Here is a 14,040-nt window from a genome sequence, read left to right on the forward strand (position 1 = left end):
GGGAACCGGTTTCGGGCCGAGCGTTCATGACCGGCGGGCGGCGTCGACCAGGGCGCGGATCAGGCGTTGCTGGGGGCGGTTGAAGATCAGCCACTCAGGGTGCCATTGCACGCCGATCAGAAAATCGTGATGGCGGGATTCGATACCCTGGACCAGGCCGTCACGGTCACGGGCGACGATCTCGATGCCGTCGCCGGCGCGCTGCACCGCCTGGTGATGGAGGCTGTTGATGCGACACCAGGTGACCCTGAGAATCCGGTTGAGCTGGCTGTCGCCGACGATGTCCACGGTCTTGCGGGGTAGCACGGTGCGTCGGGGCTTCAGGCCCTCGTGGGTCGTGTAGATATCGGGGTCCAGGGTACCGCCCAGGTGCACGTTGATCAGCTGGGCGCCGCGGCAGATGCCGAGCACTGGGATGCCACCGGGAATGAAGCGTTCGAGCAGTTGCAGTTCGAGATCGTCGCGTTCGGGATCGACGCGTACATCGAGATGCATTTCGGCGCCGTAGAGATGCGCCTGGATATCATCGCCGCCGCCGATGATCAGCCCGTCGAGATGGCGGGGGACAGGGCGTGATGGCGAGAGTCGCAGTGGCCGTCCTCCGTGACGCCGGACGGCGAGCCAGTCGAACCACCAGGCAATGCGACTCTTGCGGTCGGAGGTGGTGATGCCGATCAATGGACGCCTGACCATCAGTATCCCAGCCTCCGGCGCAGGGCGAACCAGTAACGGCGCGGCCAGGCGGGACGATGGCGCGCGAGATACTGGGCACTGCGCTCGGCCAGGGTGTCCGGGGCGGCGGCCAGCTTCTCGACCTCCAGCCAGCGGTTCCACTCCAGGCTGGCGCCCCAGTCAGCCTCGGAGAGTTGGGCGTTGGGCAGACGATAGTGGTAGGTCGGGCGAGCCTGAACGAGATGGTCGCTCAAGAGTTCATGAGGATGCGTCGGGTCGAGATAGGCGAACAGCGGTAACAGGTCGAGTTCCCGGTTACGGGTCGGGTTGTGCTCCAGATAATCGTCGATCAGCGTCCGCAGGTCCGGCTGGTAGTCCGGGTCCAGCACCTTGAGTGCGTAGGTCCGCGAGAAGGGGTTGGCGTGTGGCAGGACCTCCCGGGTGATATCGACGTGAATCTGTTCGCGTAGCCAGCGTGCCGTGAGCAGATAGGCCCGCAGGCAAGCCAGGACGTCGTCGACTTCCAGGCTGGGAGCCTCGGGATTGAGATGCAGGCCGAAACCATAGAGCAGGCTGGCGTCGGTGCCCTTGGCGCCATGACGACGCAAGGCATCGAACAGGGTGTCGAGGTCGTCGAGCTCGTTCCAGGGCACCGGCGGGCAGACGATCTCGGTGGGAACCAGGCCGGTGACCACGTCACCGATCAGCTCGCGGGTGCGGGCATGAAAGTCCTGACGCATTCGCTCCCACTCGCTGTCACGATAGGCCTCGGTATCGAGCCGCTGGTGATCCGGATGAGCGTACTGGGTGTCCAGCTCGATGCCGAAGTCGCCCCAGCGGGTATTCCTGACCTTGAGCCGATGCGCGCTGATCGCTTCGAGATCACCGCCGAACAGGGTCTGGACTAGGTGAGCCGTTTCCTTCGGCGGCAGGCCGGCGAACTCGATCTCGACACCGACTCGGCGAGTCTGGCCGTCATCGTTATCGGGGATGGGTGGCGGTTGCGGCGTCATGACGGCATCCTGTTGTCAGATTTCGGCAGCCTAACATACGTCTGAACCTCTTTATGTCAGGATATGCCGTTATACCATGACTCTCTGGATGGAGACCGACGTTGCTCATCGTGCATCGCTTCTCGATGGTCCTGCGTGGCCTGTTGACGCTGCTTTTGTTGATGCTGCCGCTGTTCGTGGCGGCGCAGCCCTCGCCATTGTCGAGTCTGGCGAATGCCAAGCAGTCGGAGAATCATGATCCCCAGGCGTTCCAGGCCTCGCTGGACGAGGTCATTTCCACCCTGCAGGACGACACCAAGCGACAGGAACTGCTGGAGAGCCTGGAGGCGTTGCGCCAGGCCAATCAACCGGCGGCCGAGCAGAATGGCATCACCTCCCAGCAGGGCCTGCTGGGGGCGCTCGCCGACACCTTCAATGAGTTGGGAAAGCAGGCCGAGGCGGGCCGATCGCCTCTGGATGGCTGGCGACTCCAGTTGAGCGAAGGGTGGCGAGACCTTTCCGAGCTGGTGGTACAGACCGGCAATGCCGAGCTGGCGCGCTTCGTCATCGAACTGACCGTGCTGGTGGCGATCTGGGGCGGCCTGCTGGTGATCTTCATTGCCCTGGGGCGGATGCTGGCCGGGCGTCGTGGCTGGCCATTGGACCTGCCGCGCGAACCCAAGGCGCATCTGCTCGCGATCCATTTCCTGCGGCGCATGCTGCCCTGGGCCTTGGCCTTCGCGTTGACGATGGGCATCGCGCAACTGGTGCCGAGCAGTGCCGGGCGTACGGGCGCCCTGGTCATTGCTTATGTCGCGCTGTGTGGTCGGACCCTGGCGGTGGTGGTGGAGTCGGTCATCGCGGTGTTCACGCGCGGGCATCGTTTCGTCGCCGTGCGGATCCTGCAGCATCAGAGCCTGCGGCCGCTGTTCATGATCGGCGCCTTGATTGCCCTGGGCGATGCCCTCAATTCCTCGCGGCTCACCGAACTCATCGGCCTCGATCTGGCCAGCCTGTGCTCGGTGCTGGCCAATACCCTGGCGGCCGTGTTGAGTGGACGTTTCATCCTGCGGTTCAAGCGTCCCATCAAGCACCTGATACGCAATCGGCCCTACTCTCATCGGCGCGAGAAGGGTAGCTCTTCGGAGGTGATCCGGGTGGTGGGCGGCCTCTGGCATGTGCCGGCGCTGCTGCTGGTGGGTGGTTCGCTGCTGGCGATCTTCGTCACCGGTGGAGATGTCGGTACGGCGCTGGCGCGTTCGATCATTTCCGCCGCCCTGCTGGTGCTGACGCTGGTCGTGGCGGGGCTGTTGCGTCGGCATGCCGAGCGGCGCTCGAAGCGCCGGCGCCAGAGCGAGTATCGGCGTCGGCTCGAGCGCTTCGGCTATGCGCTGGGCCATGCCCTGGCCTGGTTTGCCTTCGCCGAGCTGTCGCTGCAGGTATGGGGCGCTTCCTTGATCGGCATTGGCACCCAAGGGGTGGCCAGCGTGCGCATCGGCCAGGCGCTGCTGGGTATCGGCTTCACCATTCTGCTGGCCTGGCTGGTGTGGATCTTCGCCGATACGGCGATCCAGCGCGCCTTGGTGTCGTCGGCCCGCTCCCGTGGGCGTCGGGTCAATCAGGCGCGCGCCCAGACCATCACGCCGATGATCCGCAACGTCATCTTCGCCACCATCGTGATCATTGCCGCGATCGTCGGGCTTGCCAATCTGGGCGTCAACGTCACGCCGCTGCTGGCGGGTGCCGGTGTGATCGGCCTGGCCATCGGCTTCGGTGCCCAGACCCTGGTGCAGGATTTGATCACCGGCATCTTCATCCTCATCGAGGACTCCCTGGCGGTGGACGACTTCGTGAAGATCAATGGCCACATGGGCACCGTCGAGGGGCTGACCCTGCGCACCGTGAGGCTGCGTGATCTGGATGGCATCGTGCACATCATCACCTTCAGCCGTATCGACTCGATCCATAACATGTCGCGCCAGTTCGGCATCGCCCTGATGAAGATCCGCATTCCCTACGACATGAAGATCGACGATGCCATCACGTTGATGCACGAAACCGCCCGGGCGTTGCGACAGGATCCGATGATGCGCCACCACATCTGGTCGCCGCTGGAGATGCAGGGCATCCATGCGTTCGAGGATGGTTGTCCGATCCTGCGCATGCGCTTTCGCACCGCGCCCGAGATGCAGTGGGATGTGGCTCGGGCCTTCAATCTGCTGCTCAAGCAGCGCATGGAAGAGCTGGAGATCGATCTTGGCGTGCCGCGCCTCAGCGTCAGCATGGAAGGGCGTGGCGGTGGCCGGCTCGACGGCAGCAGCGAGCGGGGCGACGAACGGGATGCATCAGGCCGCGATCCCGGTGAGGCGGGTATCGCCGATCCGACCGGCGCGACCAGTGCCCGTGGCGCCTCGCCGGATCCCGGCACCTGATAGCGGCCTCTCCTCGGGGCTTCTCGCCTGTGCATGATCGGGCCCGGCCAAGTGCCGGGCCCGGTCGCGCTTCGGTCATTTCTCGGTTGTGACATGCTGCGTCGGGCAATGTGAAGGCTTGGCGTCAGATGCGACCATGGTGGTAGTAGGTAAACGTTTACTCTAAGGGCGTAAGCGTTTACTTTTTAGATGTCACTGACATCGGCGGTATCGACATCATCCATCAGGCCATGCCAGGAGGAACCAAGCCATGACGATCAAGGTTACGGTCTGGGGCGAGAACGTCCACGAACAGACCAACGAGGTGGTAGCGCGCATCTATCCCGAGGGTATGCATGCCTGCATCGCCGCCGGGCTCAACGAGGACCCGCAGATCGAGGCCCGCGCCGTCACTCTGCAGGACCCCGAGCAGGGGCTGCCCGAAGCGCTGCTCGAGGATACCGACGTGTTGCTGTGGTGGGGGCATGCCGCCCATGGCGACGTTCGTGACGAGACCGTCGACCGGGTTCAGGCCCGGGTGCTGCAAGGCATGGGGCTGCTGGTGCTGCACTCTGCCCACTACTCCAGGATCTTCAAGCGCCTGATGGGTACCACCTGTTCGCTGAAGTGGCGCGAGGCCGGCGAGCGTGAGCGGCTGTGGGTCGTCAATCCCGGCCATCCGATCGTCCAGGGCCTGGGCAACTACCTCGAGCTGCCGCATAGCGAGATGTACGGCGAGCCCTTCGCGGTGCCCAACCCCGACGAGGTCGTGTTCATCAGCGCCTTCGAAGGCGGTGAGGTGTTCCGCTCCGGACTCACCTATAAGCGCGGCAACGGCAAGATCTTCTACTTCGGCCCCGGTCACGAGACCTATCCGATCTACTACGACGAGCAGGTGCGCCGGGTCCTCAAGAACGGCGTGAAGTGGGCGTGCCCGGAAGGCTCGCGTTGGATCGACAGCTGCCCCAACGTGCCGCCCGACCAGGCGCCGAACCCGGTGGAAGTGAAGGGCGAAGGTCTGCACAAACCGGGTGAGGAGGGCTTCAAGTGATGCGTCTGGCGATCATCGGCGCCGGCGGCATGGCCGGCCAGCACGCCCAGCGGTTCCAGGAGATCGCGGATGTCGAGGTCGTGGCGGTCTGCGACCTGGATGGCGACAAGGCACGTACCTTTGCCGCCGAGCACGGCATTTCCGCGGTCTACACCGATCTCGAGGCCATGCTGGCCCGCGACGACATCGATGCGGTGAGCAATGTCACCCCGGACGGGGTGCACAAGGCGACAACACTTGCCGCCATCGCCGCCGGCAAGCATGTCCTCTGCGAGAAGCCCCTGGCCACCAATGCCACCGATGCTGACGAGATGGCGGCGGCGGCCCGCGAAGCCGGCGTGATCAACATGGTCAACCTTAGCTATCGCGACGCCCCGGCGATCCAGCTCGCCCGCGAGCTGGTCGCCGAAGGCCGGCTGGGGCGGGTGATGCACGTTGATGCCAGCTATCGCCAGAGTTGGCTGGTGAGCGATGCCTGGGGGCGCTGGGATCAGGACAGCCAGTGGCTGTGGCGCCTCTCCGAAGCGCACGGCAGCAAGGGGGTACTGGGCGACGTGGGAGTGCACATCCTCGACTTCGCCAGCTTCCCGGTAGGCGACATCGCCGCGGTGACCTGCCGCCTAAAGTGCTTCGACAAGGCTCCGGACAATTGCATCGGCGAGTATTCCCTCGACGCCAACGACAGCGCTTTGATGCAGGTGGAATTCGCCGGTGGCGCGCTGGGCACCGTTCAGGCCACCCGTTGGGCCACCGGCCATCACAACTCGCTGACGCTCTCGGTCCATGGCGATCGCGGTGCGCTGCGCGTCGACCTCGATGCGGCGCGTGACCGGGTGCAGGTGTGCCTAGGCGAGGACGTCCATCCTGCGCGTTGGGTCGACATCACGGCGCCGCCTACGCCGAGCATCTATCAGCGTTTCGTCGATAGTATCGAAAGCGGCGTCAACGACCAGCCCGACTTCGCCCGCGGCGCGGTCTTGCAGCGTGTGCTGGATGCCTGTTTCGACTCCGACGCTCGAGGCGGCATCCTGCACCTGGAGGCGCAGGCCCTCCAGAGCCCGTCTGCCTGAGCCGTATCGGCCCGCTGATATTCATCATGGCCCGCCATGCCGGGGCGGTGAGTGAGGCGCTGTCGCAGCGATTCGTCCGATCGGGCACAATCGGTGGCCGCAGAGAATGGCGGTTGGCGCGAGGCCGGCCGCCCGGTGACGAGGCAGGCGATGAGCAGACAACCGTCGAAGACGGCCAACATTCGGGAAATCGCACGGCGGGCGGGCGTCTCCATCGCCTCGGTCAGCCGCGCGCTCAACGACAAGCCAGGCATCAGCGAGGCGTTGCGCGAGCGTATCCTCACCATCAGCCGCGACGTCGAGTACCGGCCCAGTGCCGCTGCCCGCCAGTTGATCAGCGGCAAGGCCGCGGTGGTGGGTATCTCGCTGGGGCGTCGCGACTTCGAGTTGCGGCCTTACTACATCCTGCTCTACCAGCACCTGACCGTGGCGCTGCACCGCCAGGGCATGGTACCGATCTTCTTCGCCCACGACCGCACGGCGACCCTGCCCGAACAGGCCGGCGCCGCCATCCTGCTCGGTGAGTTCGCCGACGACCCGCGTCCCGAACTGATGAGGTCTCACCGCGTGCCCTTCGTGCGCATCGGACTGGCCGGTGAGGGATTCTCGGTGGCGCCGGAGGATCGTCACGGCATCTACCTGGCCACCCGCCACCTGATCGAGAAAGGGCGTCGGCGCATCGCCTTCGTCGGCGACGAGCTGACGAGCCCTCACAGCCAGCACCGCCTGGACGGCTATCGCCAGGCGCTCGACGAGGCTGGCTTCGAGGCCGAACTGATCGACATCCCGCCCAACCTGGACCCGGCCCTGACCGGTTACCGCTGGCTGAGTCGGCGCCTCGATCGGGAGCCACGGGCCTATGACGGCCTGGTCTGCGAGACCGACGAGCTTGCCCGGGGCTGTCTGACGGCCCTGGAAGATCATGGCCTGAACGTACCCGGCGAGGTGGCGGTCACCGGCTTCGACGACCTGCCGACCCTGGCCGAAGGTCTGACCACGGTGCGCCAGGACATCGCCGGTATTGCCGCCATGAGCGTCGACCTGCTGGGAGAGGCCCAGGCAGGCAAGCCGCCGCGACATGTCTCGATGCCGGTGGAACTGGTGGTTCGCGAGACCGGTTGAACGGAGGTGCGGCTGGCAGTACTGGCGGCTCGCACCGTACCCTGAGAGCAGGAGGACACCATCATGCGATCGCTGATCCAGACATTGCTGGCGCCGGTGGTATGGGTGGCCGAGAAGCTCGGCACCCGCCGCGAAGTCGTGCGCGACGAATCCGAGCAGGCCCGGACTGACCAGGCCTGCGAGAGTCTGGCGCTCTACCAGTTCTGGAGTTGCCCCTACTGCGTGCGGGTGCGTCGCGAGCTTACTCGTCTCGCCCTGACGATCGAGATTCGCGACATCCGGCTCGACCCCGAACATCGTCGGGCATTGCTGGAAGGCGGCGGCAAGGCGCAGGTGCCCTGCCTGCGCATCGAAGAGGGCGGTGAGACACGCTGGCTGTACGAATCCAGCGACATCATCGACTACCTGCGTCGACGCTTCGGTGAATAGAGACGTTTGATTTCCAATGAAACTCTTGGTCGAGGCTCCGTTCTCGGCCGGCAGTAGACACTCGCTGGACGTCGCTATGACTGCCTTCATTCACTTCGCCTGAAGGCTGAACGTCGTTCCGCCAACGACCCATCATGGGCCGTTGGCGCAAAGCGGTGAATGTGAGTCCTTACAGCGTTTCTTCCAGGAGCGTGGCGAGTCGCTTGTGGTGCAGGGCGTCGTCGGCGGCGTCATAGGATGGGGCGTCCTTGGCAGTGAAGCCGTGGGCGGCGCCCTTGTAGAGCTCGGTGGTGAAGTGCACGCCGGCGGCAGCCAGGGCTTCGTCCATGCGGGCGATCTGCTCGGCGGGCAGCAGTTCGTCCTTGTCGGCGTGGCCGAAGTAGACGCGCGCTTCGATGGTATCGACCTTGCCCACAGGGCTCGAGGCGTCGTCGGCCTTCGCCAGGTTGGCCGAGTGGAAGCCGGCTGCGGCGGCCACGCGGTCGGGGTGCTCGGCCGCCATGCGCAGTGCGAAGGCGCCGGTCATGCAGTAGCCGACGACCCCCAGCTTGCCGCCTGCGAATTCGGCCTCGGCATCGAGGCATTCGAGCAGGGCGATGAAATCACGGGATTGCGTCTCGGGCGTGAGGTGGCCGGCATACTCGACCAGGGTTGGGCGCACGTCCGGGTCGCGGAAGGATTTGCCTTCCGGCACGATCTCGCCGGTCGCATCGCGGTAGTAGACGTTGGGCATCAGCACGGCGTAGCCGTTGTCCGCGATCCGCTGGGCCTTTTCATGATAGCAGGGGCGAAGGCCGCCGATGTCGGTGAACAGCACCACGGCCGGCAACGGGCCGTCAGCGTTGTCGGGCGTGAAGATGAGAGCGTCGATGGTGCCGTCAGCGGCGGGAATATCGATGGCGCGAGACATGAGAGGCTCCGGATGGTCGATGGCGGATGGATATCATCAGGGGCGAATGTCATGGCCCCGTTGGCGAGGCCGTCACGGCTCCGCACCGATGGTCAAGCGCAGCGCTTGCAGCCCACCGAGCTCGAGACGGGTTTCCTCCGAGAACAGCGGGTGGCCGTGGAGGCCCAGGTCGACGGTGGCGGAAGCGCCCTGGTAGCGTACCTCGGCGGTGATACGGGCCTCGGTGCCTAGAGGTGCCAGCGGCCCGTAGTCGATGCCGTCCACTTCCACGGTGCCAAGGCCAATGTCGGTGATGGCCTGGGCGACGTCATCCTTCAGCGCCATGCCGTAGGTGACATAGAGCCCGCCATAGGCCAGGGCGATGATCACGATCAGGGAGAGAAGACGGCCCATCGTGGGTTTCCTCGTCGAAAGCGTGGGTCAGGTAGCGGATGGTTGGAGGGGCGGCCAGCCGCCTTCGCGAATCGCCGGGCAACTGTCGACGTCGTGATTGTAGAGGTAGAGCCAGGCGGGTCCGAAGGACGTGGCGTGAATGGCGCGGTCGTACATGCCCGATGCCGGGGCGCGCACGCGATAGTCCTCCAGGCGGTCGAGACCGGCAAAGGTGCGCGCGTCGACGCGGTAGACCTCGACCTCCACGCCGCGGGAGGGTTCGGCCTTGGCGCCTGGGCAATGGCCGAGGTCATAGAGCGTCGCGCTGGTGAGTCGGTCGCGACCGACGAAGGTGGCGCCTTCCAGCCAGTGGTGGTTGCGCAGGCCGCGCTTGAGAGTGCCATAGACGGCCACCAGAGGCGTTCGGGTAATGGCAAGGGCGGGGCTGTGCATGGGCCTTCGCTCTTCGATGTTTCAGACAATGCCCAGATTATCGGGCCCGAAGGCGTCCGGCAGCAACTCGTCCATGGTGTAGCGGCGCAGCGGCGTGCCCTCGGCGTCGACCACGCGGATCCGCGTCTCGGCACTCGCGAACTCGCGGATGCGCTGGCGGCAGTCGCCGCAGGGCGTGCACAGGTGCTGGCCGGGCCCGATCACGTAGACCTCGTGCAGGTGCCGTTCGCCGGCGCTGGCCATGGCGGCGATGGCCGAGGCTTCGGCGCACAGCCCCTTGTAGTGGGCCACCTCGACGTTGGCGCCGGCATAGCGGGTGCCGCTTTCGCTGATGACCAGGGCGCCCACCGGATGGTTTGAGTAGGGGACATAGGCGCGGTCGCGCACTGCGATCAGTGTCTCGACGATGTCCTGGGGAATGACGTCGTGATCGATGGCGTCGCTCATGCGTTGGCCTCCCGGGTGGCATCGTCGCGCAGCACGCTGTCCAGGGCGATGCGCATCATGTCGTCGAAGGTGGTGGCGCGCTCGTCGCTGGACAGCGAGTCGCCCTTGACGATGTGGTCCGAGACCGTGCAGATGGTCGCGGCCCGGGCACCGTACTCGGCGGCCACGCCGTACAGGCCGGCGGCTTCCATCTCCACGCCGACGATGCCGTAGCGGCGCATCATCTCGACCATCTCGGGACGCGGGTCGTAGAAGAGATCGGCAGAGAAGATGTTGCCGACCTTGACCGGCACGCCGTGCTCACGGGCGGCATCCACGGCATGGCGGGTCAGCTCGAAGTCGGCGATGGCGCCCAGATCGTTGCCCAGGAAGCGAGTGCGATTGACGCCGGAATCGGTGCTCGCGCCCATGCCGATCACCACGTCGCGTACCGCCACGTCGTCGCGCACCGCACCGCAGGAGCCGACCCGGATCAGACGCTTGACGTCGAACTCGGTGATCAGTTCCTTGGCGTAGATCGAGATCGAGGGGATGCCCATGCCATGGCCCATTACCGAGATCTCGCGACCCCGGTAGGTGCCGGTATAGCCGTACATGTTGCGGACCTCGTTGACGAGCCGTGCATCGTCGAGGAAGGTCTCGGCGATGTAGCGGGCGCGCAGCGGGTCGCCGGGCATCAGTACGGTGTCGGCGAAATCGCCGCGCTCAGCCTTGATGTGGGGAGTCGCCATTATGTGTCTCCTGTTGGGGAACCGGCCGGGAGAAAGCTCTCGCCGTCGTCCATGGGCGGCAGGTCGAAATGACGGGCCAGGCTCTGGCCGATGTCGGCGAAGCTGCTGCGTGCGCCGAGCGAACCGGGAGCGAGTCCGGCACCCAGGGCGAGAATCGGGATATGCTCGCGGGTATGGTCGGTGCCATGCCAGGTGGGATCGCAGCCGTGATCGGCGGTGATGATCAGAAGGTCGTCGTCCTCGAGGCGTTCCAGCAGTTCGGGCAGGCGGGCGTCGAAGGCCTCGAGGGCGGTGGCGTAGCCGGCCACATCGCGCCGGTGACCGTAGACCATGTCGAAATCGACGAAGTTGGTCATGATCAGGGTGCGCTCGCCGTCGGATGCCATGGCATCCAGGGTGGCGTCGAACAGGGCCTCGTGGCCGCTGGCCTTGAGGCTGCGCGAGATGCCGCAGTGGGCGTAGATGTCGGCGATCTTGCCGATGGCTGTCACCTGGCCGCCGGCGTCGCAGAGGCGCTGCAGTACCGTGGGCGAGGGCGGCTCGACGCTGTAGTCGCGACGGTTGGCGGTGCGCTGGAAGCTCGCGGCATCATCGCCGTTGAAGGGGCGAGCGATGACCCGGCCGATGTTGTAGGGTTCGAGCAGCCGGCGGGCGGTCTCACAGAGTCGATAGAGCCGTTCGAGGCCGAAGGTGTCCTCATGGGCGGCGATCTGGAAGACGGAATCCGCCGAGGTATAGACGATGGGCTTGCCGCTGCGCACATGTTCTTCGCCCAGTCGGGCGATGATCTCGGTGCCGGAGGCGTGACAGTCGCCCAGCACGCCGGGCAGTTCGGCTTCGTGGATCAGAGCGTCCAGCAGCTCGGCAGGGAAACTGTTCTCCGGCTCGCTGAAATATCCCCAGTCGAAGCGTACTGGTACCCCGGCGATCTCCCAGTGGCCGGACGGGGTGTCCTTGCCGGAGGAGACTTCCCGGGCATGGGCGTAGGCGCCGCCGAGCGACTCGGGCGGGACGATGCCTGCGGCCCAGGCCCCGGTGCTCTCGTGGTGAGCATGGAAGAGACCGAGTCGGCCAAGGTTGGGGAGCTGCAAGGGGCCGCGCTCGGTGGAGGCCGCACAGGCCTCGGCGATATGGCCGAGGGTGTCGGCGCCGGCATCGCCGAAGCGTTCGGCGTCGGGGGCAGCACCGATGCCAAAGGAGTCGAGGACGAGCACGATGGCACGTGTCATGGAGCCTCCCGGCGAATGATGTCGCGAATCAGGGTGGGAGATGCGGTGGCCTCGCCGATCTCGATGGCCTCGAGCAGTTGACGTTCGGCCTGGTCGGCCGCGGCGTGGCTACGGGCATGCAGGGTGGCGAGCGGCTGGTCGGTGTCGAGCGCGGTGCCGAGTTCGGCGATATCGGCCAGACCCACTGCGGGGTCGATGGCCTCACCCGGCTGGCGACGCCCGCCGCCGAGCTCGACCACGGCCATACCCAACGCCCGGGTATCCAGGCTGCGCAGGTGGCCGGCGCACGGTGCGAGCACCGGGCGCACCACCGGGGCGGTGGGCAGGTGACGATCCGGGGCGTCGAGCAGATCGGCGGGACCGCCGAGACCGGCTACCATGCGTGCGAAGCGCTCGGCGGCCTCGCCCGAGGCGAGTCGTTCGTCGAGCCGCGTCAGGGCCGCTTCCCGATCGGGGGCCAGGCCGCCGGCCAGCAGCATTTCCACCGCCAGGCCGCGGGTTACCTCGAGCAGGCGTCCGTCACGGTGCTTGCCGGTGAGCACGGCCAATGCCTCGCGCACTTCCAGGGCATTGCCGGCGCAGGGCGCCAGGGGCTGGCTCATGTCGGTGAGCAGGGCCGTGGTCGGCGTACCGGCTCGGCTGGCGACCTCGGCGATGGTCTCTGCGAGTTCCCGCGAGGCCTCTGGCGTGGGCATGAAGGCACCACTGCCGACCTTGACGTCCATCACCAGGGCATCGAGACCGCAGGCGAGCTTCTTGCCGAGGATGGAGGAGACGATCAGCGGCAGCGACTCCACTGTGGCGGTGACGTCGCGTATTGCATAGAGGCGCTTGTCGGCGGGAGCGAGATCAGCTGTCTGACCGATGATGGCCACGCCGACTTCCTTGACCAGTTGCCGGAAAGTGGCGGTGTCGGGGTTGACGGAATAGCCGGGGATCGATTCGAGCTTGTCCAGGGTGCCGCCGGTATGGCCGAGCCCTCGGCCCGAGATCATCGGGACGTGGCCACCGCAGGCGGCGACCCAGGGGCCGAGGATCAGCGACACTACATCGCCCACGCCGCCGGTGGAGTGCTTGTCGATGACTGGACCGGGCAGGTCGAGCGCCGTCCAGTCGAGCACGTCACCGGAGTCGCGGACCGCCTCGGTCAACGCCACCGTTTCGGTGGCGTTCATGCCGTTGAGGTAGATGGCCATGGCCAGCGCCCCGATCTGGGCATCGCCGAGATCGTCACCGGCGATGCCGGCGACGAGTTCATGGAGGGTCGCGGCGTCCAGGGCCTGGCCATCGCGCTTGGCGCGTATGGCTTCCTGGGGCAGCATCAGTAGTCCTCCTCTATGTCGGTGCCTCCCGCCACACCGAGGGTCTCGAGGAGGTTGTCGAGCAGTCCGGAGGCGCCGAAGCGGAAGTGCTGCGGCGTGATCCAGTCGGCACCCATCAGGCGCTCGGCCAGCTCGAGATAGGCGCGCGCATCTTTGGCGGTGCGCACGCCGCCGGCGGCCTTGAAGCCGATCTCTCCGCCGTTGTCGCGAATCACCTCGAGCATGATCTCGGCGGCTTCCAGGGTGGCGTTGACGGCAACCTTGCCGGTGGAGGTCTTTAGGAAGTCGGCGCCGCCGTCGATGGCCAGTTCCGAGGCGCGACGGATCAAGGCCGGATCGCCGAGTTCGCCAGTCTCCAGAATCACCTTGAGCGTCTTGCCGCCGGCGGCGGCCTTGCACATTTCCACCAGTTCGCGGCCAGTGTCCTCGTCACCTTCCATCAGCGCACGGTAGGGGAAGACCACATCGACTTCATCGGCGCCGGAAGCAACGGCTTCGCGGGTCTCGCGAGCGGCACGCATGATGTCGGCGTCGCCGTGCGGGAAGTTGGTGACCGTGGCGATATGGATGGTGTCGTTCAGTCGGTGGGCGGTCAGGGCGCGCCGGGCCGGCACGATGAAGCGTGGGTAGATGCAAATTGCCGCCGGATGACCGGCCGGCGTCTTGGCACGCTGACAGAGGGCTTCGATGCGCTCGTCGGTGTCGTCGTCGTTCAGGCTGGTGAGGTCCATCAGGGCCAGCGCCTGACGGGCGGTCCGGGTGAGGTCGTTCATGGCGTGCTCTCTTCAAATGTATGACGGAGACACTGCAGAAACGCCGATGTCCATGA

The 14,040-nt window shown here is 66.1% G+C and carries 15 protein-coding genes; 5 read left to right on the forward strand and 10 right to left on the reverse strand.

What is annotated here, in order from left to right:
* Positions 1-24 precede the first annotated feature (24 nt).
* Positions 25-693 carry a gamma-glutamyl-gamma-aminobutyrate hydrolase family protein gene (locus A9O65_RS09730; RefSeq protein ID WP_064698039.1) on the reverse strand — a complete coding sequence of 223 codons (669 nt, stop codon included), beginning with the start codon at positions 691-693 and terminating at the stop codon, positions 25-27.
* Positions 693-1,685, reverse strand: coding sequence for an amidoligase family protein (locus A9O65_RS09735; RefSeq protein ID WP_064698040.1), 993 nt, complete (start codon positions 1,683-1,685; stop codon positions 693-695). Before A9O65_RS09735 ends, A9O65_RS09730 begins: the two co-directional genes overlap by 1 nt.
* A 125-nt stretch (positions 1,686-1,810) precedes the next feature.
* Between A9O65_RS09735 and A9O65_RS09740 the strand changes: the two genes are divergently transcribed.
* The 5 genes from A9O65_RS09740 (at position 1,811) to A9O65_RS09760 (ending at position 7,747) form a co-directional block, all read left to right on the forward strand.
* Entirely contained in the window at positions 1,811-4,096 is a 2,286-nt protein-coding gene (locus tag A9O65_RS09740; RefSeq protein ID WP_064698610.1) for a mechanosensitive ion channel family protein, read from the forward strand.
* A gap of 250 nt (positions 4,097-4,346) precedes the next feature.
* Positions 4,347-5,126 (forward strand): ThuA domain-containing protein, encoded by a 780-nt coding sequence (locus tag A9O65_RS09745; protein WP_064702008.1) that lies wholly within the window; start codon positions 4,347-4,349, stop codon positions 5,124-5,126.
* Positions 5,126-6,196, forward strand: coding sequence for a Gfo/Idh/MocA family protein (locus A9O65_RS09750; protein ID WP_254783097.1), 1,071 nt, complete (start codon positions 5,126-5,128; stop codon positions 6,194-6,196). The genes A9O65_RS09745 and A9O65_RS09750 overlap by 1 nt, the downstream gene beginning before the upstream one ends.
* A gap of 150 nt (positions 6,197-6,346) precedes the next feature.
* Positions 6,347-7,318: a LacI family DNA-binding transcriptional regulator gene (locus A9O65_RS09755; protein WP_064702010.1), complete on the forward strand. Its 972-nt coding sequence runs from the start codon at positions 6,347-6,349 to the stop codon at positions 7,316-7,318.
* A 63-nt stretch (positions 7,319-7,381) separates the two neighbouring features.
* Positions 7,382-7,747 carry a glutaredoxin family protein gene (locus A9O65_RS09760; protein WP_064702011.1) on the forward strand — a complete coding sequence of 122 codons (366 nt, stop codon included), beginning with the start codon at positions 7,382-7,384 and terminating at the stop codon, positions 7,745-7,747.
* Between the two features lie 169 nt (positions 7,748-7,916).
* Here the strand turns inward: A9O65_RS09760 and A9O65_RS09765 are convergent, their stop codons facing one another.
* The 8 genes from A9O65_RS09765 to deoC all read right to left on the reverse strand — a co-directional run bounded on the left by A9O65_RS09765 (position 7,917) and on the right by deoC (position 13,984).
* A complete protein-coding gene (locus A9O65_RS09765) occupies positions 7,917-8,657 on the reverse strand; it encodes a dienelactone hydrolase family protein (protein ID WP_064702012.1) in 741 nt (246 codons plus the stop codon).
* A 72-nt stretch (positions 8,658-8,729) separates the two neighbouring features.
* Entirely contained in the window at positions 8,730-9,050 is a 321-nt protein-coding gene (locus A9O65_RS09770) for a hypothetical protein (RefSeq protein ID WP_064698048.1), read from the reverse strand.
* Positions 9,051-9,077: 27 nt separating this feature from the next.
* A complete protein-coding gene (locus A9O65_RS09775; RefSeq protein WP_064698049.1) occupies positions 9,078-9,482 on the reverse strand; it encodes a gamma-glutamylcyclotransferase family protein in 405 nt (134 codons plus the stop codon).
* 21 nt (positions 9,483-9,503) lie between these two features.
* Positions 9,504-9,929 (reverse strand): cytidine deaminase, encoded by a 426-nt coding sequence (gene cdd, locus A9O65_RS09780; protein WP_064698050.1) that lies wholly within the window; start codon positions 9,927-9,929, stop codon positions 9,504-9,506.
* Positions 9,926-10,660 carry a purine-nucleoside phosphorylase gene (gene deoD, locus A9O65_RS09785; protein WP_064702013.1) on the reverse strand — a complete coding sequence of 245 codons (735 nt, stop codon included), beginning with the start codon at positions 10,658-10,660 and terminating at the stop codon, positions 9,926-9,928. Before deoD ends, cdd begins: the two co-directional genes overlap by 4 nt.
* A complete protein-coding gene (locus tag A9O65_RS09790) occupies positions 10,660-11,889 on the reverse strand; it encodes a phosphopentomutase (RefSeq protein WP_064702014.1) in 1,230 nt (409 codons plus the stop codon). The genes deoD and A9O65_RS09790 overlap by 1 nt, the downstream gene beginning before the upstream one ends.
* On the reverse strand, positions 11,886-13,211 hold the full coding sequence (gene deoA / locus A9O65_RS09795; protein ID WP_064702015.1) for a thymidine phosphorylase: 1,326 nt from the start codon (positions 13,209-13,211) through the stop codon (positions 11,886-11,888). The genes A9O65_RS09790 and deoA overlap by 4 nt, the downstream gene beginning before the upstream one ends.
* Positions 13,211-13,984, reverse strand: coding sequence for a deoxyribose-phosphate aldolase (deoC, locus tag A9O65_RS09800; protein WP_064702016.1), 774 nt, complete (start codon positions 13,982-13,984; stop codon positions 13,211-13,213). The genes deoA and deoC overlap by 1 nt, the downstream gene beginning before the upstream one ends.
* Positions 13,985-14,040: the final 56 nt, after the last annotated feature.

Source organism: Halomonas caseinilytica (assembly GCF_001662305.1).
Classification (GTDB): Bacteria; Pseudomonadota; Gammaproteobacteria; order Pseudomonadales; family Halomonadaceae; genus Halomonas; species Halomonas caseinilytica.

What these genes read in the sequence shown, in the direction of transcription:
- A9O65_RS09730 (WP_064698039.1), bottom strand. Translation starts at nt 693, where the DNA reads ATGGTCAGGCGTCCATTGATCGGCATCACCACCTCCGACCGCAAGAGT.
- A9O65_RS09735 (WP_064698040.1), bottom strand. Translation starts at nt 1,685, where the DNA reads ATGACGCCGCAACCGCCACCCATCCCCGATAACGATGACGGCCAGACT.
- A9O65_RS09740 (WP_064698610.1), top strand. Translation starts at nt 1,811, where the DNA reads ATGGTCCTGCGTGGCCTGTTGACGCTGCTTTTGTTGATGCTGCCGCTG.
- A9O65_RS09745 (WP_064702008.1), top strand. Translation starts at nt 4,347, where the DNA reads ATGACGATCAAGGTTACGGTCTGGGGCGAGAACGTCCACGAACAGACC.
- A9O65_RS09750 (WP_254783097.1), top strand. Translation starts at nt 5,126, where the DNA reads ATGCGTCTGGCGATCATCGGCGCCGGCGGCATGGCCGGCCAGCACGCC.
- A9O65_RS09755 (WP_064702010.1), top strand. Translation starts at nt 6,347, where the DNA reads ATGAGCAGACAACCGTCGAAGACGGCCAACATTCGGGAAATCGCACGG.
- A9O65_RS09760 (WP_064702011.1), top strand. Translation starts at nt 7,382, where the DNA reads ATGCGATCGCTGATCCAGACATTGCTGGCGCCGGTGGTATGGGTGGCC.
- A9O65_RS09765 (WP_064702012.1), bottom strand. Translation starts at nt 8,657, where the DNA reads ATGTCTCGCGCCATCGATATTCCCGCCGCTGACGGCACCATCGACGCT.
- A9O65_RS09770 (WP_064698048.1), bottom strand. Translation starts at nt 9,050, where the DNA reads ATGGGCCGTCTTCTCTCCCTGATCGTGATCATCGCCCTGGCCTATGGC.
- A9O65_RS09775 (WP_064698049.1), bottom strand. Translation starts at nt 9,482, where the DNA reads ATGCACAGCCCCGCCCTTGCCATTACCCGAACGCCTCTGGTGGCCGTC.
- cdd (WP_064698050.1), bottom strand. Translation starts at nt 9,929, where the DNA reads ATGAGCGACGCCATCGATCACGACGTCATTCCCCAGGACATCGTCGAG.
- deoD (WP_064702013.1), bottom strand. Translation starts at nt 10,660, where the DNA reads ATGGCGACTCCCCACATCAAGGCTGAGCGCGGCGATTTCGCCGACACC.
- A9O65_RS09790 (WP_064702014.1), bottom strand. Translation starts at nt 11,889, where the DNA reads ATGACACGTGCCATCGTGCTCGTCCTCGACTCCTTTGGCATCGGTGCT.
- deoA (WP_064702015.1), bottom strand. Translation starts at nt 13,211, where the DNA reads ATGCTGCCCCAGGAAGCCATACGCGCCAAGCGCGATGGCCAGGCCCTG.
- deoC (WP_064702016.1), bottom strand. Translation starts at nt 13,984, where the DNA reads ATGAACGACCTCACCCGGACCGCCCGTCAGGCGCTGGCCCTGATGGAC.